General features: G+C 68.2%; 17 protein-coding genes and 1 tRNA gene. 7 read left to right on the top strand and 11 right to left on the bottom strand.

Annotated features, from left to right (window positions below):
- Positions 1–17: 17 nt before the first annotated feature.
- The 5 genes from XnspCFBP7698_RS02245 to XnspCFBP7698_RS02265 form a co-directional block, all read right to left on the bottom strand.
- Positions 18–953 (bottom strand): DUF1684 domain-containing protein, encoded by a 936-nt coding sequence (locus XnspCFBP7698_RS02245; RefSeq protein WP_146093167.1) that lies wholly within the window; start codon positions 951–953, stop codon positions 18–20.
- Complete coding sequence (mutL, locus tag XnspCFBP7698_RS02250; protein WP_104579625.1) at positions 953–2,821, bottom strand: DNA mismatch repair endonuclease MutL; 1,869 nt, start codon at positions 2,819–2,821, stop codon at positions 953–955. The genes XnspCFBP7698_RS02245 and mutL overlap by 1 nt, the downstream gene beginning before the upstream one ends.
- Before the next feature lie 138 nt (positions 2,822–2,959).
- Positions 2,960–4,621: an N-acetylmuramoyl-L-alanine amidase gene (locus XnspCFBP7698_RS02255; RefSeq protein ID WP_104579624.1), complete on the bottom strand. Its 1,662-nt coding sequence runs from the start codon at positions 4,619–4,621 to the stop codon at positions 2,960–2,962.
- Between the two features lie 70 nt (positions 4,622–4,691).
- Complete coding sequence (tsaE, locus tag XnspCFBP7698_RS02260) at positions 4,692–5,192, bottom strand: tRNA (adenosine(37)-N6)-threonylcarbamoyltransferase complex ATPase subunit type 1 TsaE (protein WP_104579623.1); 501 nt, start codon at positions 5,190–5,192, stop codon at positions 4,692–4,694.
- Positions 5,189–6,676 (bottom strand): NAD(P)H-hydrate dehydratase, encoded by a 1,488-nt coding sequence (locus XnspCFBP7698_RS02265; RefSeq protein WP_123137239.1) that lies wholly within the window; start codon positions 6,674–6,676, stop codon positions 5,189–5,191. The genes tsaE and XnspCFBP7698_RS02265 overlap by 4 nt, the downstream gene beginning before the upstream one ends.
- A gap of 24 nt (positions 6,677–6,700) precedes the next feature.
- Here XnspCFBP7698_RS02265 and queG point away from each other — a divergent pair, with 24 nt between their 5' ends.
- Together queG and xseA are read left to right on the top strand one after the other, a co-directional pair.
- Positions 6,701–7,768, top strand: coding sequence for a tRNA epoxyqueuosine(34) reductase QueG (queG, locus tag XnspCFBP7698_RS02270; protein ID WP_104579621.1), 1,068 nt, complete (start codon positions 6,701–6,703; stop codon positions 7,766–7,768).
- Positions 7,769–7,915: 147 nt separating this feature from the next.
- Complete coding sequence (gene xseA / locus XnspCFBP7698_RS02275) at positions 7,916–9,253, top strand: exodeoxyribonuclease VII large subunit (protein WP_104579620.1); 1,338 nt, start codon at positions 7,916–7,918, stop codon at positions 9,251–9,253.
- A 295-nt stretch (positions 9,254–9,548) separates the two neighbouring features.
- On the opposite strand, the gene XnspCFBP7698_RS02280 is transcribed toward xseA, so the two are convergent.
- Together XnspCFBP7698_RS02280 and XnspCFBP7698_RS02285 are read right to left on the bottom strand one after the other, a co-directional pair.
- Positions 9,549–10,796 carry an AcvB/VirJ family lysyl-phosphatidylglycerol hydrolase gene (locus XnspCFBP7698_RS02280; protein WP_104579619.1) on the bottom strand — a complete coding sequence of 416 codons (1,248 nt, stop codon included), beginning with the start codon at positions 10,794–10,796 and terminating at the stop codon, positions 9,549–9,551.
- 305 nt (positions 10,797–11,101) lie between these two features.
- Positions 11,102–12,916: an SUMF1/EgtB/PvdO family nonheme iron enzyme gene (locus tag XnspCFBP7698_RS02285; protein ID WP_343125098.1), complete on the bottom strand. Its 1,815-nt coding sequence runs from the start codon at positions 12,914–12,916 to the stop codon at positions 11,102–11,104.
- 148 nt (positions 12,917–13,064) lie between these two features.
- Here XnspCFBP7698_RS02285 and rnd point away from each other — a divergent pair, with 148 nt between their 5' ends.
- A complete protein-coding gene (gene rnd / locus XnspCFBP7698_RS02295) occupies positions 13,065–14,159 on the top strand; it encodes a ribonuclease D (protein WP_039410662.1) in 1,095 nt (364 codons plus the stop codon).
- 81 nt (positions 14,160–14,240) lie between these two features.
- Here rnd and ligD read toward each other — a convergent pair whose 3' ends face one another.
- A complete protein-coding gene (gene ligD / locus XnspCFBP7698_RS02300; protein ID WP_104579618.1) occupies positions 14,241–16,829 on the bottom strand; it encodes a DNA ligase D in 2,589 nt (862 codons plus the stop codon).
- 14 nt (positions 16,830–16,843) lie between these two features.
- Complete coding sequence (locus XnspCFBP7698_RS02305) at positions 16,844–17,020, bottom strand: DUF3606 domain-containing protein (RefSeq protein ID WP_068835655.1); 177 nt, start codon at positions 17,018–17,020, stop codon at positions 16,844–16,846.
- Between the two features lie 220 nt (positions 17,021–17,240).
- On the opposite strand from XnspCFBP7698_RS02305, the gene XnspCFBP7698_RS02310 reads away from it, so the two are divergent.
- The 4 genes from XnspCFBP7698_RS02310 (at position 17,241) to XnspCFBP7698_RS02320 (ending at position 19,412) form a co-directional block, all read left to right on the top strand.
- On the top strand, positions 17,241–17,642 hold the full coding sequence (locus tag XnspCFBP7698_RS02310; RefSeq protein ID WP_003485983.1) for an H-NS family nucleoid-associated regulatory protein: 402 nt from the start codon (positions 17,241–17,243) through the stop codon (positions 17,640–17,642).
- An 86-nt stretch (positions 17,643–17,728) separates the two neighbouring features.
- Positions 17,729–17,804 (top strand) — tRNA-Ala (locus XnspCFBP7698_RS02315).
- Between the two features lie 150 nt (positions 17,805–17,954).
- Positions 17,955–18,131 (top strand): hypothetical protein, encoded by a 177-nt coding sequence (locus tag XnspCFBP7698_RS21600; RefSeq protein WP_166744445.1) that lies wholly within the window; start codon positions 17,955–17,957, stop codon positions 18,129–18,131.
- Positions 18,132–18,326: 195 nt separating this feature from the next.
- Positions 18,327–19,412 (top strand): diguanylate cyclase, encoded by a 1,086-nt coding sequence (locus tag XnspCFBP7698_RS02320; protein WP_104579617.1) that lies wholly within the window; start codon positions 18,327–18,329, stop codon positions 19,410–19,412.
- Between the two features lie 37 nt (positions 19,413–19,449).
- Here XnspCFBP7698_RS02320 and XnspCFBP7698_RS02325 read toward each other — a convergent pair whose 3' ends face one another.
- Both XnspCFBP7698_RS02325 and XnspCFBP7698_RS02330 read right to left on the bottom strand, forming a co-directional pair.
- On the bottom strand, positions 19,450–19,959 hold the full coding sequence (locus XnspCFBP7698_RS02325) for a chemotaxis protein CheW (protein ID WP_104579616.1): 510 nt from the start codon (positions 19,957–19,959) through the stop codon (positions 19,450–19,452).
- Between the two features lie 11 nt (positions 19,960–19,970).
- Positions 19,971–21,629 (bottom strand): methyl-accepting chemotaxis protein, encoded by a 1,659-nt coding sequence (locus XnspCFBP7698_RS02330; RefSeq protein WP_047697767.1) that lies wholly within the window; start codon positions 21,627–21,629, stop codon positions 19,971–19,973.
- Positions 21,630–21,764: the final 135 nt, after the last annotated feature.

The raw sequence follows: 21,764 nt of genomic DNA on the forward strand, positions 1-21,764 counted from the left end.
GATTCCCCCTCGCCACGTCAGTGCGGCACCTTGTAGGCCTTTTCGCCGGCCGACACCGCCAGGTCGATCCGGTTTTCCGGTGGCGGCAAGGGACAGGTGGCGAACGGGGTAAACGCGCACGGCGGGTTGTAGGCGCGATTGAAGTCGACCACCACGTGCCCGGAGGCGTCGGGCACGTCCAGGTCCAGAAAACGCCCGGCCGGATAGCTGCCGTGGCCGCTGGTGCGGTCGGCGAACACCACGAACATGGGTCGCCCCGGCTCGCCGATCGTCTCCAGACGATAGGTCTTGCCGTCGCGCTCGAACTCGATCGCCCCTGCATTGGGCTGCTCGCTGCTGATGCCGACGATGTCCACGATGGGGATGGTCTTGCCGACATCGTTGGGTACGTAGCGCGCGGCGATGCGCCATGCCGGATCCACCGGCCAGTAGTCCAGCCCGGCGAAGTGGATGCGCGAGGGCGCGTCGGCATGCTTGACGCGCAATGCATAGCGGTCGCCACGATGGATCAGGCCGAGCACGCCCTTGCCCTCGTCGAACTGGATCAGCGTCGGCCGCGCATCGCGATCTGACTGGAAGCGGATCCTGCCGGTCAGCGGCTTGCCGTCCACGCTGAGGGCCGCGCCGCGCTCGGGCACGAACCACACCACGCCTCCCTCGGTAGACACCATGCCCATCTTCGGCGGGCCGACCGCGAGTTTGATCCCACTGTCCGCGCTGCTGCCGATGTAGTGCGCCTTCAGCGAGAGCCAGTGCAGGCCGACCAGGCTGGTCCAGCCATCGGGTGCGCGCAGCTCTTTCAGCCGCGCTTCGCGCCAGGCGGCGGTATCGGCCAGAAACGTCTTGTCCAGCGCCACCGGCGCCTGCGGCGGCGCGCTATCGCGCCCACAGCCGGCCAGCGTTGCGACCACCAGCATGCCGAGCAGCCAGCCCTTCCCACCGTGCACTGCCATCAACGTCCCCTGAGAAACCAACGATCGATATCGCTCAGCGTAAACCGAGCCCAGGTGGGTCGGCCATGGTTGCATTGACCCGAGCGCTCGGTGGCTTCCATATCGCGCAGCAGCGCGTTCATTTCTGGCACGGTGAGGCGACGGTTGGCGCGCACGGCGCCGTGGCAGGCCATGGTGGAGAGCAGTTCGTCGCGCGCACTGGCGATGCGCCGGCTTTGCCCATGTTCGCGCAGATCGCCGAGCACATCGCGCAGCAGCGCCTCCGGCTCGGCGTTGGCGAGCAACGCGGGAATGCTGCGTACATGCAGCGATTGCGGGCCGGCACGGGTGATCTCAAAGCCCAGGCTGGCCAGGGTATCGGCTTCACGCTCGGCGGTATCGGCCTCGCGCTCGCCCACCGCCAGCGTGATGGGCACCAGCAGCGGCTGCGCATGCAGGCCGATGCTGTCGTGCGCGTTCTTGAGCCGCTCGTAGCCGATGCGCTCGTGCGCGGCGTGCATATCCACCACGATCAGGCCTTCGGCGTTTTCGGACAGGATGTAGATGCCGTGCAACTGCGCCACCGCGTAGCCAAGCGGCGGCACCCCGCTGTCTTCGGCGGTGGCCGGCAGGCCGGTGCCGGAGAGCTGTGGCAGCTGTGCAGCATGCTGCGCACTGCCGGGCGGCGGCGCATACAGCGCACTGTAGGCCGCGCGCGCTTCGTCCACACGCAAGCCCAACGGCGTCTGCGAGGGCGTCCAGTTGGCGTAGCTTCCTGAGCCGCCACCACCGCTGGCGGTGCTGCCGTAGCTGGCGCTGCCACTAAAACCCGCTCTCATCGCACCCGCGGCGTCCGCCGCAGGAGCGTCGCTGCCGATGCTGTTGGGTGTGGTACCGGCACGCGTCTGCGCCAAGGCATCCTGCAAGGTGCGGTAGACGAAGTCGTGGATCAGCCGCGCTTCGCGGAAGCGCACCTCGTGCTTGGCCGGATGCACGTTGACGTCCACCCGCGCCGGGTCCAGTTCCAGGAACAGCACGTAGGCGGGCTGGCGGCCATGGAACAGCACATCGCCATAGGCCATCTTGACCGCGTGCGCCACGCTGCGATCGCGTACCGAGCGGCCATTGACGTAGAGATACTGCTGGTCGGTGCTGGCACGCGAGTAATGCGGTTGCGCCACCCAACCATGCAGGCGCAGGCCGGCGCCGCTGTGATCCACGCGCAGCGCCTGGCGCGCAAAATCCTCGCCCAGCGTTTCGCCAAGGCGCGCGTCCGAATACAGGTCACCCGGCTTGTAGCGACGCGACGGCTTGCCGTTGTGCGACACGCGCAATTCCACATCTGGGCGCGCCAGCGCCAACGAGCGCAGCCACTCTTCGATGTGCCCGAGCTCGGTACGTTCGGCACGCAGGAACTTGCGGCGTGCCGGCACGTTGAAGAACAGCTCGCGCACCTCGACCGTGGTGCCGGGCGCGTGTGCGTGCGGGGTCACCTCGCCCAGCCGGCCGCCGTCGATCTGCAGCGCCGAGCCGTGCTCGGCATCGGCGCGGCGCGAGATCAGGGTGAAGCGGCTGACCGAGGCGATCGACGGCAAGGCTTCGCCGCGAAAACCGAGCGTGGCGACGGTTTCCAGATCGTCGAGCGAGGCGATCTTGCTGGTGGCATGCCGCGAGACTGCAAGCGGCAGCTCGTCGGGCGTGATGCCGCCGCCGTTGTCGCGGATGCGGATCAGGCGCACGCCGCCTTCTTCCAGCTCGATGTCCACCCGGGTGGCGCCGGCGTCGAGCGCGTTCTCGACCAGCTCCTTGACCACGGAAGCGGGCCGCTCGACGACCTCGCCGGCAGCGATCTGGTTGATCAGGATCTCGGGTAGCTGGCGGATCGCCATCAGCACGCACTCCAGCGCAGGACGCGCGGCATGCAGTACAGCGGGGGTGACACGGACAAGACAGACCTCGGCACGGCGACCCGGCGGCGCACAGGCGCCGACATCTCGGGATTCAGGGCCGAATGATAGCCGAGCGGGTCAGCGGCTGCCGCCGGCCACGGTGCCGACGGCATCGGCTTCGGCCTGCGCGCGCGCAGCGAACAAGGTGCCCGGCGGCGGCTGGCGCGTAAAGAACGTATCGATACCGTCCAGCACCGCAGCGGCGATCTTGCGCTGGTAGGCCGGGTCGATCAGGCGACGCTCTTCGTCCGGATTGGAGATGAACGCGGTTTCTACCAGCATGGCCGGCATATCCGAGGTGCGCAGCACCGCGAAATTGGCGCGCTCCAGCTGCGGCTTGTGATTGTTGCCGATGCGCTTGAGCCCACCGAGCACGTGCCCGGCGGCGTCTTCGGAGGCTTTCATGTGCCCGCTCTGGGCCAGGTCCAGCAATACGTTGGCCAGCGTGCTTTCGGTCTGCTGCAGACGCACGCCACCGACCAGGTCGGCGGCATTTTCCTTGTCGGCCAGCCAGCGCGCGCGCTGTGAAGAAGCGCCCTTGGTGGACAACACGTACACCGACGATCCGGTGGCGCTGCGGTTTTCGGCCGCATCGGCGTGGATCGAAATGAAGATGTCGGCCTTGGCGGCGCGTGCCTTCTGCGCGCGCATCGGCAGCGGGATGAACACATCGGTGTCGCGGGTCAGGTACGCCTTCATGCCGGGCGTGGCATTGATCTGGCGGGCCAGCTCGCGGCCGACTGCCAGGGTCACGTCTTTCTCGCGCTTGCCGGTGGGGCCCATGGCCCCGGGATCCTGGCCGCCATGACCCGGGTCGATGGCGACGATCAACGGCCGCATGCCGGGCGCCATCTTGACCCGCGATGCCTCACTGGGCAGCACCGGACGCGGCGGCAGGTCGTCGTCGGTGGCAGCGCCCGGCACTGCCGCAGCTGGACCCGCGCCCGCAGCAGCCATCGGCGCGCCGCCACCATTGAGGATGGCGGCCGCGGAGGCGCCGGCCGTTGTGGGCGCACCTGGCACCGGCGTGCCCTGGCCCGCAACGATGCGATTGGGTTGGGCGCTACCGGCCGTCGTCGGCGCGGCTGCAGCAGCGGTTCCGGGACGCGGCGTCGGCACCCCGGTGGCGACCGTCGTCGGCACTGCTGCCTGCGTGACGGTCGGCATCGCCGAAGCAGGCACCACGACCGGGGCCGGCGGCGGAGGTGGCGCCGCAGACGCACGCTGCGCGGATGCGGCCAGCGCTGCGGTGGCACGCGCCGCTTCGGCCTGTGCATCGACGATGCGTGGCGGCGGTGCCGCGGCAGGTACCGGTGCGCTGGCAACGGCGGAGGGAGGTGCTGGATCGCCGGGCCATTCGATCACCAGGGTCGAGGCACTGCCGAGCGTCTGCATTTGCGGTTTCAGTGCAGTGACCGGGCTGGACAGCTCGAACACCACCCGGAACGTGCCCGGCACCGGTTGCCCGGTGCGCACGGAGGTCACCAGGCCGGCGGCCGGCGGCAGCTTGAGCCCACGCGCCGCGGCCGAATCCGGGAAGTCCACCACCAACCGATTGGGGTTGGCCAGCGACAAGGTCTTGAAGCCGCCGCTGCCGGCCAACTGGATTTCTGCGCGGGTGCCGGTGGCGCCAATGCTGACGCCGACGCCCTTGATTTCGCCGGCCCACGCAGCAAAAACCGCCAGGCTGAGGCTGGCGGTCAAGGCGGCGCGACTGAACTGGCGGATCCCCGGTGTCATGGCGCTGGATTCAATCACCCAAGCGGGTGAATTGCAAGGTGATTTCCCTTAATAATCCGTAACCTGGCGTTCATTCTTCCTGTGGGCTGACAAAAAGCGCCTGCAACTCGGCCTGATCGGCGAGGCGCGCCAGCCAGTCGCGCCCGGTCTGGCTGCGGCCCAGCAGACGAACACGTCGGCCATCGCCATCGACTGCCAGTTCCACACTCAGGTCCACCGCCGGCAGGGCACCTGCGCCCCGCTCCGGCCATTCCACCAGCCACAGGCTGGCGCTGCCTTCGTCCAGGCCAAGGAAATCCAGCTCGCCGGCCTGCCCGATGCGGTACAGGTCCAGGTGCCAGGCTTCGTCGCCGGGGCCCAGCGGGTATCGTTCGATCAGGGTATAGGTCGGGCTGCGGATCGGCCCGCTGACACCGAGCGCCCGCAGCAGCGCGCGCGCCAGCGTGGACTTGCCCGCGCCCAGGTCGCCATGCAGCTGGACCATCGCGTTGGCGGGCCGGACTGCCGCCATTGCGCGGCCCAGCGTCTCGGTGGCCTCGGCATCGATCAGGTAGGCAGCAAGAGGCGTCATGCAGTGGCTCCGGCATTGGCAAGGCGACGCAGCTGCGGCAGCAGGTCGGTGGGCAACAGGCCGCGTTCGCCGTCGCGCGCCGCCGCGTCGCCGGCGCAGGCATGCAGCAAGGCGCCCAGGCTGGCGGCATCCAGGGCCGCCCAGCCCTGGCCCAGCAAGGCGGCGATCACGCCGGTCAACAGGTCACCCATGCCACCGACGGCCATGCCCGGGTTGCCGGCGCCGATGATCCGCGGCACCGCGTGCGGGGCCGCCACCACGCTGCCGGCGCCCTTGAGCACCACCACCGCGTCGAAGCGCTGGGCCAACGCGGCAGCGGCGGTCAGGCGGTCGCGCTGCACCTGCGCGGTGGACAGCCCCAGCAATCGCCCGGCTTCGCCGGGATGCGGGGTCAGCACCCGCGGGCCACGCGTGGGCACCGGATTTGACGCCAACAGGTTCAGGCCATCGGCATCGATGACGACGGCGCTGTCCGAGCCCAGGACCGCACGCCACAACGTCTGGGCCCACGCGTCCTGGCCCAGGCCGGGCCCGAGCGCGACCACATCGGCGGCATCGGCCAGGGCGGCGATGTCGTCGCCCGCCTGCACCGCGCGCACCATCGCTTCGGGGCAACGCGCCAGCAACGGGGTCACGTGCTCGGCACGGGTGGCCACCTGCACCAGCCCGGCGCCGCTGCGCAGCGCGGCTTCGGCGGTCAGCATGATTGCCCCGCCGCTGCCCAGATTGCCGCCCACGCACAGCACCCGGCCCGATTCGCCCTTGTGCGTGTTGCGCCGCCGGGGCCGCAACTGCGCCGCCAGCGCGTCGATGTCCCAGCGATGTGCGGCAGGCGTGAGCCCGTCGAATGCAGAGCCCGGCACGTCCAGCGTTGCGATGCCGCGGTCGCCTGCGTATTCCAGGGCGTCGCCGGTGTACAGGCCGACATGCGGCACGATGAATTGCAAGGTCGCCTGCGCACGCACGGCCGTCTCGAACGCCACGCCATGGTCGGCGTCGATGCCGCTGGGCACGTCCAGCGCCAGCACCGGAACGCCGCAACCGTTGACCGCCTCGATCAGCGCTGCGGTTGGCGCATCGGGCGCGCGGTTCAGGCCGATGCCGAACAGCGCATCCACGATCACATCGGCCTGCGCCAGCGGATACGGAAACAGCTCGATCGCGCCGCCCACCGCCAGGTAGTCGGTACAGGCGCGCTGGGCCAGCTCCGATGCCGGGCCCCGCTCGGGCAGATGCACCACCCGCACCTGGCGCCCGGCGCGCTGCGCCAACCGCGCCAGCACATAGCCATCGCCACCGTTGTTGCCGGTCCCGCAGACCACCACGATGCGGCGCGCCTGCGGCCAGCGCTCCAGCAACCATTGCCAGGCGGCCTGCCCGGCACGTTGCATCAGGATGTAGCCATCGCCACCGAGCAGCGCGGTGGCCTGCGCATCGAGCGTGCGCGCGGCAGCGGAATCGTAAAGAGCGAGCGGTGCGTACATGCCGGGAATTCTATACTTGTCGTCATGTCTGCCGTCCTCGCCCGCCCCGACCCCACCGATGCCGCCGCGCGCATCCGTGCGCTTGCACGCGAAGCGGGCTTTCAACGCTGCGGTATCGCCGGCATCGAATTGGGCGAAGACGAAGTGCATCTGCGCAGCTGGCTGGAAGAAGGCCTGTACGGCACGATGCACTGGATGGCCCAGCACGGCGACAAACGCTCGCGCCCGCAGGAGCTGGTGCCGGGCACCTTGCGGGTGTTGTCGGTGGGCATGGATTACGGTCGCAAGGACGACACCGAGGCGTGGAACACCTTGCACGACGGCAACCGTGCGTACGTGGCGCGCTATGCGCTGGGGCGCGATTACCACAAGCTGATGCGCAACCGGCTGCAGAAGCTGGCCGAGCGCATCCAGGGCGAGATCGGCGCCTTCGGCTTCCGCGTGTTCGTCGATTCGGCGCCGGTGCTGGAGCGCGCACTGGCGCGTAACGCGGGGCTGGGCTGGATCGGCAAACACACCTGCCTGATCGATCGCAACGGCGGCTCGTGGTTCTTCCTGGGCGAGATCTATCTGGATCTGCCGCTGCCGATCGACACGCCGGCCACCGCGCATTGCGGCACCTGCACGCGCTGCATCGACATCTGCCCGACCCAGGCCATCATCGCGCCGTACCGGCTGGATGCGCGCCGCTGCATTGCCTACCTCACCATCGAACACGACGGTCCAATTCCGGAAGAGATGCGCAAGCCGATCGGCAACCGCATCTTCGGCTGCGACGATTGCCAGCTGATCTGCCCCTGGAACAAATTCGCCAAGCGCACCGATGAGCCCGACTTCCGCGCCCGTAATGCGCTGGATGTGGCAACGCTGCCGCAGCTGTTTGCCTGGGACGAAGACGAATTCCTGCGCCGCACCGAAGGGAGCCCGATCCGCCGCAGCGGCCACGAACGCTGGCTGCGCAATATCGCGGTGGGCCTGGGCAATGCACCGGGCACGCCGGAAGTCTTGGCCGCCCTGGAAGCGCGTCGCCACGACGACTCGGAACTGGTACGCGAACACGTGGGCTGGGCGCTGGCGCAGCACGGTCTCTGACTCGCAAGCGTTCGCTATGCGTTCTGCTGGCGCCGCAGCCATCGGCGCTTACCGCGCGCCAGGTGATGACCCGCGATCAGCCACCGGGCTCATGGGCTTCGGGCAACCGATCACCCACGCTCTGCGCCGCTACGGGATAATGCGGCGATGGCCGACCGCAACCAACAGATCCTCACTCCCAGCCAGCTCAATACACTGGCGCGCGACCTGCTGGAAGGCAGCTTCCCGCTGGTGTGGGTGGAAGCCGAGCTGAGCAGCGTCACCCGCCCGGCCTCGGGCCATCTGTACTTCACGCTCAAGGACGCGCGCGCGCAGATCCGTTGCGCGATGTTCAAGCCCAAGAGCACCTGGCTGAAGTTCCAGCCGCGCGAGGGCTTGCGCGTGCTCGCACGCGGCCGCCTCACCCTGTACGAAGCGCGCGGCGACTACCAGCTGGTGCTCGACCACATGGAAGAAGCCGGCGAAGGCGCGCTGCGACGTGCCTTCGACGAACTGCGTACGCGCCTGGCAGCCGAAGGCCTGTTCGATGCCGAGCGCAAGCAACCGCTGCCGGCGCATGTACGCCGTCTGGCGGTGATCACCTCGCCCAGCGGTGCGGCGGTGCGCGATGTGCTCAGTGTGCTGGCGCGACGCTTCCCGCTGCTGGAGGTCGACCTGTTGCCGTCGCTGGTGCAGGGCGACAGCGCCGCCGCACAAGTGACATCCCTGCTGCAGCGCGCCGATGCCTCCGGGCGTTACGACGTCATCCTGATCACCCGCGGTGGCGGCTCGCTGGAAGACCTGTGGGCCTTCAACGACGAACGTCTGGCGCGCGCGATCGCCGCTGCGCAGACCCCGGTGGTCTCGGCGGTCGGTCACGAGACCGACTTCAGCCTGAGCGATTTCGTGGCCGACGTGCGTGCGCCCACGCCGTCGGTGGCGGCCGAGCTGCTGGTGCCCGATCAGCGTGAACTGGTGGCGCGGGTGAGGCGCGCGCAGGCACGCATGGCCCAGCTGCAACAGCATGCCCTGGGGAACGCGATGCAACGCGCCGACCGGCTTGCGCTGCGCCTGCGTGCGCACAGCCCGCAGGCGCGGCTGCAGCTGCTGCACCGGCGCCAGGAAGAGGCCGGCCGTCAGCTGCGCGCGCGCATGGCCCAGGTGCTGGAACGCCTGCAGACACGCGTGCAACGCGGGCAGGCGCACCTGCAGGTGCATAACCCGCAGCGCAACCTCGCCAGCTTGCAACAGCGGCTGCGCGCACTGCATCCGCAAGCGGCCATGCAACGGCGCTTGCAGCACGATCAGTTGCGGCTGCGCGGCCTGGCGCGCTCGCTGGAAGCGGTGAGCCCGCTTGCCACCGTGTCACGCGGCTATGCCATCGTGACCCGCCCTGCCGATGGCAGCGTGGTGCGCAGCGCCGCCGACGTGGTGGCCGGCGAGCGCCTGCGTGCGCAACTGGCCGATGGCAGCATCGCTGTGCGGGTGGAATCTGGCGAAGGCTGAAAACAAGCAGCCCACGACGACGCGGTGTCTGCAGCACTGCTGCCGCTCTTCGCCTGCTTGAACCAGTCGAAGAGCGCCGCGCCAGGTCGCGCCGCCATCGGTCGGCGCGCTGACAGCAAACCTTGAATAAGCCGTGGGGTGACGGGCAGACCCGGCATTGCGCCCGGGCACTGCGGCCACCGCCGCCAGGAATCAGTCGCCTGCGCCCGGCAGAACGTGCTCGACTGCGATCGTCGGTTGTCGATCAAGCGCTCCGGAAAAACGTCGTCTAGTGCTTCTTCAACGCTGAGCGGCGTCAGGAGCGGCCAGGCATCTGCGCGGCGTGCTGCCAGCCCTGCATCAGCAGCGTGGTCAACACCGCCGGGTCGTGATCGAAATGGTGGCCGCCGGGCCGCACCGCCACCTCGACGCCGCGCGCGCGCAGCTCCGGGCACAGCGTGTCCTTTTCTTCGCTGCCATAGATGCACTGCAGCCGATGCGCGTCCAGCGACTGGATGGCGGGCTCCACATCGCGCTCGGCATCGTTGTGCCAGCCCAGCCAGCCGCCGACACGCACCTTGAAATCGGCCTGGTGGCCAAGCCCGAGCAGGCTGACGAACTGCACGGAGGCGCGCTGCTGCGGCGACAGTTCCGGGTAGGCGAACGGCAGGATGTCGGCACCGAACGAATACCCCACCAACGCAACGTGCTGGATGTGCCAGCGCTGGCGATAGGCCGCGATCACCCGGTCCAGGTCCGCGCCCACCTGCTGCGGGGTGCGGCTGGCCCAGAAGTACCGCAGGCTATTCCAGCCCACCACCGACACGCCCTGCTGCTGCAGCTGCGCGGCGATGCCCTTGTCCAGCTCGCGCCAGCCGCCATCGCCGGAGAGCATCACCACCAGGCGATCGCTGCCGGGTGCGTGCAGCTCGACCAGCGGCAGGTCACCCAGGCCCCGCGCCTGGGCTGCCTGGAAGTGGCCGCGCGTGGCCGCAGCGATCTGCATCGGGCTGGCGCCGTCGACCAGATCGTCGAGAAAGCCCTGATTGGCATCGGGCACGTCGCGCGAACAGGCCAGGCCGGTGTCGGTGGTGCCGGCATCGGCGACCACCGCACCGCCCAGCACGTCGGGCGCCGACGACGCCAACGCCTGGCGTGCCAGCACCGCGCCATCGCCCTGCCCCACCAGCACCGGCGGCAGGAAGGCATCCACATGTTCGGCGCGCAACAATTTCTTGCCGAGCCGCTCGGCGTCGTCGGCCAGCGAGCTGCAGGCCGCGTGGTGCGAGCGCAGGCGCTCGCGGTAGCTGGCGGTATCGACCACCGCAACCAGCGCACCGTCATCGCTCAGCATGTCGGCCAGGCGCTGGCCGTCCTGCGGATGGGCACTGTCGGGCAGCAACACCACCATGGCCTTGGGCGTGCCTTCCGGGCGCACGACCTCCACTGCGTGATAGTGTCCGGCGGTGTTGCCTTCCTGCATGTGCCGCGCCACGGCATAGCCGCTGCCGCCGATCAGCAAGGTCGCCATGACCCAACGAAACATCGTGATCCCCATGCTCATCGCGGCAGTCCTTCAGAAGCGCTGGCGCTTCGACCGCCGCACGCCTTACCGGTTCCATCCGCGCGCGGGAAGTGTTCGCTGCGGTTAAGCCAACGGATCCAGACATGTCATGCATGGTGGCTGGGCCGGCGCTACGCAGCCTGCATCCGGCATCCGCCATGCGCATCAAAAGGCCGAAAAATCTCTGCATCGAGAATTCCAGGCTGTAGTCGCTCGTCTCAGGAAACGCTGTTTGGTGGAGGTGAGCGGATTAGTGGAGGTGGGCGGAATCGAACCGCCGTCCCGAAGCATCCATCTCCTCAACTCTAGATCCCGCGCGCCAGCCGGAACCCGATCCGCGCACTGGTGGTATCGGAGTCCTGCGATTGCCGCCACGCCGCGCGTGTCTGCTGCGGCGAGTTGGCCCAGCTGCCGCCGCGGATCATGCGCTGCCGGCAGCCCGGGTTGAACCATGCCGCGCCATCGGCCGGTGCCCGGCGATAGCTGGCGTGCCAGCAGTCGGCCACCCATTCGCTCAGGTTGCCGCCCATGTCGTGCAAGCCCCAGGCGTTGGCGCGGAAACTGCCTACCGGTGCCGGGCCCCAGAAGCCGTCGCCGTAGCCGACGAAGCCATTGTTCCAGTGCCGGCCGCTGCGCGATACGTCGTTGCCGCCGGTGAAATTGCCCGTGTCGCGCGGTGGCGAGCCGGCATTCCCCCACGGATAGCGCCCAGTGGTGCCGGCGCGCACCGCGTACTCGAACTCGGCCTCGCTGGGCACGTGGTAATGGCGGCCGGTCTGCTCCGACAGCCAGGACGCATACGCCTCGGCGTCGCGGATGCTGACGTGCATCACCGGGCTGTTGGGCGCGGCCCGTGCACCGTTGTAGTCGGACTGCCAGTCCACGCCGCTGCGGCGGATGAAGTTGCCGCTGCGCTCGTCGTACACCACCGAATGCCCGCGCCGGGTGGCCCGCGGCCGCGCACCGGTGGCCTCGACGAACTGGCGGAACTCGGCCACCGTCACCTCGGTGATCGACAACGCAAAGCCGCGTGCGAAGCGCACGTAGTGCGCCGGGCGCTCGTTGTCGGAGGCCCCCGGCTCGGCATCGCCGGCACCCATCTGGAAGGCACCATGCGGCACCACGATCATCTGCGGTCCGCGCCCGCCGAGCTTGAGCCCGTCGGTGAACACCTGCCCGGGCCGGAAGCTGCCGTAATGGGTGGCCAATTCCAGCCGACGGCGCAGATCGCCCGCCATCGGGTCGCCGGGGTCGGCGATGCGCAGCACCTCGGCCAGTTTCTCACCGGCGGCCTTGAGACCGCGCGGCGACGTCAGGTCGTGCAGGCCGGCATCGTGCAACGCCGCGATCTGCGCGCGCCGCGTGCGCTCGATGCGCGCGCGCGCATCGGCAATGGTGGGCGCGCGGTCGCGCACCTGCCCGGCCATCTGCAGCCAGTACCGCGCACCGACGAAATCCCCGGCATCGGCGGCCTGTTCGGCGCGTTCGAGCAATCCGCTTTCCACTGCGGCCAGGCCCTGGCGCGTGCGTGGGTTGTCCGGGTCCAGCTGCGCGGCATCGCGAAAGTTCACCAGCGCGCCGTTGCCGTCTTCGCCCAACCGGCCACCGCGCAGATCGTCTTCACCGGCCCGGTTGAACCCGAGCACGCGCTGGGCGGTTTCCACTTCGCGTTGCAGCGCACGCACCTTCGGGTCCTGCGGTGCGAGCGCCAGCGCCACGATGGCCAGCTCGCGCGCCTGTTCCAGCGCATCGTCCTGACGCTCGGTCTGGGCAATCAAGGCCTGCCCGCGCTCGAGCAAGCGCGCGCGCGCCTGCTCCAGCCCGCGCCGGCTGGCCGCGTCCTTGCCGCCGGCGCGTTCCTGGATAGCCAGGTACAACGGGATCGCATCGTCGGCATCGCGGTACAGGCGATCGTCCTGCAAGGCCGCGTCGGCGCGCTTGCGCGCCTGCGCCAGGGGCTCATCGCCCAGATCCACGGCCGGCGGTTGCCACTGTGCAACGGTCTCGGCGGATTCTTCGCCGCCGATGGAGACATTGGGTGTGCCTGGCTGCCGCGTCGCCGCCGGCGCTTGTGCAGCCGGCGCCGGAGTCGGTGCCGGGGCACGTGAACAGGCACACATGCTGAGCGCCACCAGTGCCCACGTTGCCATCCGGTTACCGCACTTGCCCACCACCTGCTCCTTCCAGTGCTCTGCCGCACGACAGGCGATCGCGACGTTAGGCTATTCTGCGCGTTCTGCGCAAACCCTTGCTGTCGACGGAAATCACGTGCCCCATTGGATCACCCACCCCTCCGAGCTGACCGAGCGCCTGCAGGCAGCGCGCCCGTCGCGCATCGGCCTGGATACCGAATTCATTCGCGAACGCACCTACTGGCCGCAGTTGGCGCTGGTGCAGATGGCCATTGGCGAGGAGATCCTGCTGATCGATCCGCTGATCCCGGGCATGAACGCGGCGCTCAAGGAGTGGTTGACCGCCACCGACATCGTCAAGGTGATGCATAGCGCCAGCGAAGACCTGGTCACCTTCAAGTGCGCGTGCGGCGTGCTGCCGCGGCCGCTGTTCGACACCCAGATCGCTGCCGCCCTGGCCGGTGTCGGCGGTGGCATGGGCTATCAGAAACTGGTGCAGGAAGTGACCGGCACCTTGCTGACCAAGGGCGAGACGCGCTCGGACTGGATGCGCCGTCCGCTCTCTCCGTCGCAGCTGGAATACGCCGCCGACGACGTGCGTTATCTGTTTGCGCTGCACGATGAGCTGACCCGTCGCCTGACCGAGCAGCACCGCCTGGGCTGGCTGGCCGAAGATGCCGAGCGGCTGCTGGCCACCGTCGAGCACGACGATGGCGAGCGTTGGCCGCATGTGAGCCTGCGTACCGCGCAGTTCCTGGAGCCGGCCGCGCAACGTCGGCTGCTTCGGCTGTTGCGCTGGCGCGATCTGCAGGCACGCCAGAGCGACCGTCCGCGCAGCTGGATCCTGGACAACGAATTGGCCAGCCAGCTGGCGCGGTTTCCGCCCGCGGACCTGGACGCGCTGCTGCGCCAGTTCGATAAATTTCCCAAAGCCCCGCGCAAGCTCGCCGCTGCGGTCTGGGAGGCGCTCAACACGCCACTGCCGGACGAAGACAGCGCCCCGCTGGCGCAGGCGGCCACCGATGGAAACAAGGCGGTGCTCAAGCGCCTGCAGGACGCCGTGGCGCAGCGCAGTCGCGAACTGGGACTGCCGGACGGCCTGCTTGCTTCGCGGCGACATCTTGAAACGCTGATCGAGCAACACGCTTGGCCCGCGGCCCTGGGCCAATGGCGCCGGCAGCTGCTGGAAGCACAACTGCTGCCGCTGCTGGCCGATCCTGCCGCGCAGTAAGATCGGCTTCACGCAAAGAGCCCGCAGCAATGCGGGCTTTTCATTGCGTGCATCGGCCCACCTGCGATCACTTGGCAGGCGTCAGTCCTGCGCCGCCCAACGTGCCAGGTTCTGCTGGATATGATCCATGTCTGCCCATGGGTCCTTGCGCCGACGGCGCAGTTTCTCCGGCACATCGCGTAGCGTGAATGCATCGGCACGGTGCAGCTTGGGCAGATCCGACCATGGCAGCGGCAAGGCCACCGGTGCGCCCGGCCGGCCCCGCAGCGAATACGATGCCACCGCCGTGGCGCCGCGCCCGTTGCGCAGATAATCGACAAAGATGCGCTTGTTGCGAAACCGCTTGGTCGCGGTGGCGACAAAGCGCTCCGGTTCCGACTGCGCCAGCGCATCCGCAAAGCCCTTGGCGAAGCGTTTGGTCAGGTCCCAGTCGCAGCCCGGGTTCAGGGGCACCACCACGTGCACCCCCTTGCCGCCGGACACGCGCAGGAACGATTCCAGTTCCAGCTGTGCCAGCAGCTTGCGGATATCGGTCGCCGCGCGCTTGACCTCGGCAAACGGTACGTCCGGGCCCGGGTCTAGGTCGAACACCACCCGGTCGGCCACATCGGGGCGGGCAGCGTGCGAGCCCCAGGGATGAAATTCCAGCGCGTTGAATTGCACCAGCTCCAGCAGCCCGGGCGCATCGTCCACAACCAGGTAATAGGCATTGTTGCCGGTGTCTTCCTTCAACCTGACCGAACTGACGCGCTCCAGCCCGGCGGTGTGGTGTTTCTGGAAGAAGCACGGCTTCTCTGCCCCGTTCGGGCAGCGGATGATCGAGAGCGGGCGGCCGACGATTTCCGGCAGCAGATGGTCCATCACGGCCTGGTAGTAGTCCCAGACGTCGCCCTTGGTCGCGCGGATATCCGGGTAGATGAGCTTGCCCGGACTGGACAGCGCCGGCACCGCCGAAGTGGACGCGGACGTCGCGCTTTTCGCGCTGGTCGGCGGAGACGATGCAGGCGACGACGCAGGCGTCCCCTTGGACCGGCGCGACGGCGTCCTGCGCAAGCCTGCAGCCGCACCGCCAGCCGCATCGCTGTCGGCCAGGTCGGCAATGCGCTTGTCCGGGCGCAGCGCCTTGAATGAGGCCTGCCGCAATAGCTGCTGACCACCGATGCCGCGGTAGAACACCTCCACCACGAACCGCGGCGCAAACCAGGTTGCGCCGCGCAAGTCGGTGTCGTCGGTCGGCACATGGGCGGTGGGTGTCCGCGTGCCGCCCTCCAGCTGCCGCGTCACCTCGCGCATCAGCGCATCGGAAAAGCCCGATCCCACCCGGCCGACGTACAGCCAGCCGTGCACCGGGTCGGGTGTGGCCAGCAGCAGCGAACCGAACCCCGTGCGGCTGCCCTTGGGCGCGGTATAGCCCACCACCGCGTATTCCTGGCTGGCCAATTGTTTGGTCTTACGCCAGTCGTCACTGCGCCCACCGTGATACGGCCGGTCCGCACGCTTGGAGATGATGCCTTCGAAATGCTGCTCGCCCGCGACGCGGAACGCCTGCTGTCCATCGCCTTCCACATGCGAGCTGTACGCCAGGTGCGACGTCGGCGCGGCGGCCATCACCTCCTGCAGTAGTTGCTTGCGCTGGATCAGGGGTGCCCGACTGATGTCCACGCCGTCCACGTGCAGCAGATCGAAGACTGCCAGCGCGAGCGGCATCTGGCGCTCACCGGACAAGGTCGCCTGCAGCAGATTGAAGTCCTGCTTGGTGCCGCGCCCAGCGATCAGCTCGCCGTCCAGTTGCGCCGAGCGCAAGCCCAGCGACTGGATCGCATCGCGGATCTCGGGCGTCTTGTCGGTCCACTCCAGCGCATTGCGCGACCACAACCGCACCTGCCCGTCGCTCACGGTCGCCAGGATGCGGTAACCGTCCCACTTGATTTCGTGTACCCACTGCGCGCCATCGGGGGGCGCCTGGCCCAGCTTGGCAAGCTGCGGCTCGAACGGCGCATCGGCCAGCTCGGCGCGGCGCGCGTTGCTGAGGGCGAGCGCCTGTTTCGCCCAGTCCCGGCGCTTGCCGGCGACCGGCGCAGGCACGTGCGTAAGTACCTTGCGCCCGGCCTTGCCGGCACCGGCGCGACGCACATCGGCGGCTGGCGCGGCAGCGACATCGGCCAGCAGGTCGTCGGCCTCCAGCGTGCCGGCGTAGGCGTCGTCTTCCTTGAACAGCAACCACTGCGGCTGCCGCGCCGGCTTGCCGGACCGTACCAGGTGCCAGCCGCCCTTCAACTTGCTGCCGAACAGCTCAAACCGCAGATGCCCCTTGGCCAGTTGCGCCTCGGGGTCGCCGGCAGTGGCCCATACCCCGTGGTCGAACTGGGCCACGTGGCCGCCGCCATACTCGCCCTTGGGAATCTCTCCTTCGAACTCTGCATAGTCGACCGGGTGATCCTCCACCTCCACGGCCATGCGCTTGACCTTGGGGTCATAGCTTGGCCCTTTCGGGACCGCCCAGCTCTTGAGCGCATCGCCCACCTGCAGGCGGAAGTCGTAATGACGCCGGCTGGCGTGGTGCAGCTGCACCACGAAGATCGCGCGCTGCCCGGCGGGCACGGTCTTGCCGGGCTCGGGCTCGCGGGTCTTGTCGAAGCTGCGCTTGCGGCGATACTCGCTCAGGCTCATCGGGGCTGCCGGGCCTACTTCCGCAGATGCTCACGCACGCTGGCAGCGACCGGACCGACCTGTTTTACGGCAGCGCGCAGTTCGTCGGCGCTGACGCCCAGCGCCTTGGTCCAGTACTGCAGCTCATAGGCTTCGTTGACATTGATACGGTCGCGGTCGGGCGAGCCGGTGTTGTGTTTGTCGTCGCTCATCGCTGGCTCCTGTATCGTCGTGGTCGGGTTTGCTGGCGTGCGTGTAAGCTGGACAACGCCTGCAACGACGATGCGAAAGCGGCCGAACAGATCTCGTGAAAGGCCTGTTCACGCCATGTGCAAGCAACCGCACCCGCAGCGGCCGCCCCCGGGCCGCATGCCATAATGGCGCGCGCCCCTAGGGCGGCGTCTCCACTCTTTATTCCGAGGCCATACCTCTGTGAGCAATACCTCTTCGAAACTGGATTCCATCGCGCAAGCCAAAGCCAAGTTGCTGGACGAGCTGCAGAAGCTGGAAGAACAGGAGAAAACCGAGCGCGCGAGCGAGGCATCCTCTGCGCATGCCACCATCGTCTCGCTGCTCGAGCAGTTCGCCGGCCACTTCAACACCAAGCAACGCAACGACATCGCCGCCTACCTGGGCACCACCGCTGCGCGCAAGGAAGTGGTCAAGAGCGGCCGCAGCGAAGTGAAGCCGAAGTACGAACTGCCGCACACCGGAGAGACCTGGTCCGGCCGTGGCCGTACCCCGAAGGCCTTTGCCGCGTGGGAAGGCTCGGTGTCGTACAAGGAATGGAAGGCCAAGAACCCGGACCTCAAGTTCCCGCTGGTACGCGAGTAAGCGTTGCAGGATCGCGCCCTTGCCGCGCGGTCGATCGCGCGTTGTCTTGGCGAACCGCCTGGCATGTGGTTAGAATCGAGACACGTGGGGCGGTAGCTCAGCTGGGAGAGCGTCGCGTTCGCATCGCGAAGGTCGAGGGTTCGATCCCCTTCCGCTCCACCACTGCATCAAACCAGGAGCCTCGGACGTCCGCGTCCGGGGCTCTTGCGTATGGGGGCACCCCCGCGTGCATGCCAGGCGGCCGCCGCCATGGCACCGGGATCACACCCGCTGCGCTAACGTGCGCTGCACCAACACACCGGAGCCGACGCCATGAGCAACCAACAGCGCCCACCTGATACCGACGCCGACGACGCCAGTGGCGTCTCCGAGAGCCAGGAGTCGCGCAAGCAGGACGAAGCGGCCAAGCAACGCCCAGGCCAGGAAGACCTCAAAGTGCATGACGAGCACAGCCGTCGCCCCAAGGGCAACGCTGGCCAAGGCGGGTAATCGCCAGCTTAATTGCCCGCGGCACGGCCGGACTGGGATCGAGGCCGCCTGCTGCGGCCCCGGGATATGGCAAGATCCGGACACGTTGGCCGCCAGGCGGTCGGCGACCGCCGGATGGCCGGCTCGCACCACGGCAGCGATCATTGCCGCCGACATTTCCACGCCTAGATGGCGTCTTGTTGCAAAAGGCCTTGCATGCAGCTTCCAGACGCGCCCGCGTTGCATTTGATCCACGCGACCCTGTTGCCGGGCGAGGTCGGCGCGGTGCTGGGTGCGCGCGCACCGGCCAACGAGGACGAGCGTGTGGCGGCGCTGCACGCCTATCACCTGTTGGATACCCCTGCTGAGCAGCCCTATGACGCGCTCACCGCCGACGCAGCAGCCGTGTGCCGCACGCCGATGGCGCTGATTTCGTTGGTCGATACGCAGCGGCAATGGTTCAAGTCACGGATCGGCATGCAGCCGGCCGAAACGCCGCGCACGTTGTCGTTCTGTGCGCACGCCATTCTCGAACCCGATCAGCTGATGGAAGTGTCCGACACCCATCTGGATGCGCGCTTCGTCGACAACGCGCTGGTCACTGGCGAGCCGCAGATCCGCTTCTATGCCGGCGCTCCGCTGCTGACGTCCGACGGCATTGCATTGGGCACCCTGTGCGTGCTCGACCGAACGCCGCGGCGTCTGTCCGGTGCGGAGCGCGACGCGCTGCGCGCACTGGCCCGGCAAGTGGTGGACACCATCGAACTGCGGCGTGCGGCCAGGCTGGTGGAGCTGGACGCATTGCGCGACGAACGCACCGGGCTCTGGAACCGCGCCGGGCTGGAGCGCGGCTTGCAGGACCTTGCGACCATGCGCGCAGACGAGACCGGGCACGCGCTGGGGTTTTTGCTGATCGATCTGGACGGTTTCAAGCGCCGGAAGCTGCAGGCAGGTGCCGCCGCGGCCGATGCGACCCTGGCCCAGGCGGCGCAGCTGATCGAGACACGGTTGCCGCCCTCCGCACTCGTGGCGCGGCTGGACGGCGACCGCTTCTGCGTGGCGCTTGCCAGCTCCTCGCCATCGGCCGCCTCACAGGCCGCCGACGACATCCGGCAGGCCATCGAAGCGGCGACCTGGCCCACCGGTGCGTTGACCATCAGCGTCGGGCTGGTCGATGTGGCAGCGGGCGAGGCCGTCGCCAGCAGCATCCTGCTGGCGCGCGCCCGGCATGCTTTGCAGCGTGCGGTCCGCGACGGACGCAACCGTGTGCACCGATTCAGCGGATGGCAGTTGCACGACTGAGCGCGGCGCCCGCTCGTGCATCGGTGACCTGCGCCGCTCAGGCGGCCAGCGCATCGGTAGTGCCGGCGATCTCGTCCACCTGTAACACCTGCTCCATGTCCAGCAGCACCACGAAGCGCTCGCCCACCTTGCCCATCCCGCGCAGCAGATCGCGGCGGATGTGCGTGCCGAAGGCCGGCGCCGCTTCGATGTCCTGGTCGGCCAGCTCGATCACGGCATTGACCGCATCCACCAGCACCCCGACCGCCTGCGTGCCCTGCGCCTGCCCGGTGGACAGGATCACGATGCAACTGCGTTTGTTGATGGCACCGCCGGAGCGCCCCAGCCGCGCCTGCAAATCGACCACCGGCACCACCGCGCCACGCAGATTGATCACCCCGCGCACGCAGGACGGCATCGATGGCACCGGCGTGGGCGCGCGGTACTGGATGATTTCGCGGATGCCGAGAATGCTGGTGGCGAAGGTTTCGCCATCCAGCTGAAAGGTGAGGTATTGGGCGGCCGCGTCGGCGTCGCCCGGCATGCCATCGGAAGTCTGTGCGGTCATCGATCGGTCTCTCAGAAGCGGGCGAACTGGCCTTCGTCCGGGCCCTCGGACATCGCATAGGCTGGCGCGGCGCTGCTGCGCCAGCCACGGGTACCGGCCGCGCGGACCGGGCGTGCGGCCACCTGCTTGCCGCGCTTGGGCGGCGTGCTTGCGGTGCCCTGCCCGCCCAACCGGAAGAACGCCATGCTCTGTTGCAGCTGCTCGGCCTGCGCACTCATCTCTTCGGCCGTGGCAGCCAGCTCTTCGGACGCGCTGGCGTTTTGCTGGGTGGTCTGGCTCAACTGCACCACGGCCGAGTTGATCTGGCTGACGCCGGAGGACTGCTCTTCGGAAGCGGCGGAGATCTCCTGCACCAGGTCGGAGGTGCGCTTGATGCTGGGCACGATGGTATCGAGCAGGCGCCCGGCACGGTCGGCCAGTTCCACGCTGGAGCCGGCCACTTCGCCGATCTCCTGCGCAGCCACTTGGCTGCGTTCGGCCAGCTTGCGCACTTCGGCGGCGACCACCGCAAAGCCCTTGCCATGCTCGCCGGCACGTGCGGCTTCGATCGCGGCATTGAGCGCGAGCAGATTGGTCTGGTAGGCGATGTCGTCGATGATGCCGATCTTCTGCGCGATCTGCTTCATTGCCTGGGTAGTGGCAACCACTGCCTCGCCACCTTCGATGGTTTCCTTGGCGGCCTGGGTGGCCATGCCGTCGGTGATGCGGGCGTTCTCGGTGTTCTGGCTGATCGAGGCGGTCATCTGCTCCAGCGACGCGCTGGTTTCCTCGACGCCGGCGGCCTGTTCGCTGGCAGCCTGCGACAACGACTGCGCGGTGGCGCTGACTTCTTCGGAGGCGCTGGCCAGGGTTTCGGCGCTGGTATTCACCTCGCCCACCACCTGCGACAACTTCTGCACCATGGTGCGCATCGCTTCGAGCAATTGCGCGGTTTCGTCGCGGCCGTGCACATCGATCTGCATGGTCAGGTCGCCTTCGGACAGGCCGTTGGCCACGGTGACCGCGCGCCGGATCGGGCCGGTGACGCTGCGGCTGATCACCACGCCCAGCACGGCGCCCAGCAATACGCCGCTGCAGATGATGGCGATCAACAGCTTGGAACTGCGTGCATGGATGGCGCCGGTCTCCGCATTGGCCGAGGCCGCGCTACGTTCGCGCAGGCCGCTCAGGTCGGTCATCAAGGTATCCACTTCGTCCGAGCTGGCGCGTACCGCACGCGACAGTGCGGCAAGTTCCGGGTTGGCCTCGCGCAATGCTTCGCGATTGGCGGCTTCGATAAAGCGGCCGCGCTCATCCAGATAGGTCTGCCACGCGCGGTCGAACTGCGCCAGCTTGGCCTTGCCCTCTTCGGTCTGGAAGCTACCGCGTGCACGGGTCATGTAATCGACCACCTTGGCGGTGTACTTGTCGATGTTCTGCACGTGCGACTGGCGCTCTTCTGCGCTGCTGGCCAGCAGCAGGTTGGCGCGTGCGCGGCCGGCATAGATCAGGTTGATGTTGGCTTCCTTGACGTTGGACAAGCCAAGCAACTCGCGTTCGTACAGCGAGGTCGACAGGTCGCTGATGCGCCCGGAATTGGAATAGCCCACCCACCCGATGCATGCGCCGATCGCCGAGACGATCAGAAACGCCACGATCAGCCGGGTTCCGATTTTGAAGTTGCCTAACATTGGGGAGTTCTCGTGAGTGATGCGTGGGCGACATGCAGTGCATGGCAATCGACAGTGCTGGGCGTGCCGATCACAGGGATGCGGACTCGTCTAACCAATCGTTGATAGCTATCGGCGATGGCAAAACCCGCTTGA

It is taken from the genome of Xanthomonas sp. CFBP 7698, from assembly GCF_003600855.1.
GTDB classification, from domain to species: Bacteria; Pseudomonadota; Gammaproteobacteria; order Xanthomonadales; family Xanthomonadaceae; genus Xanthomonas; species Xanthomonas cannabis.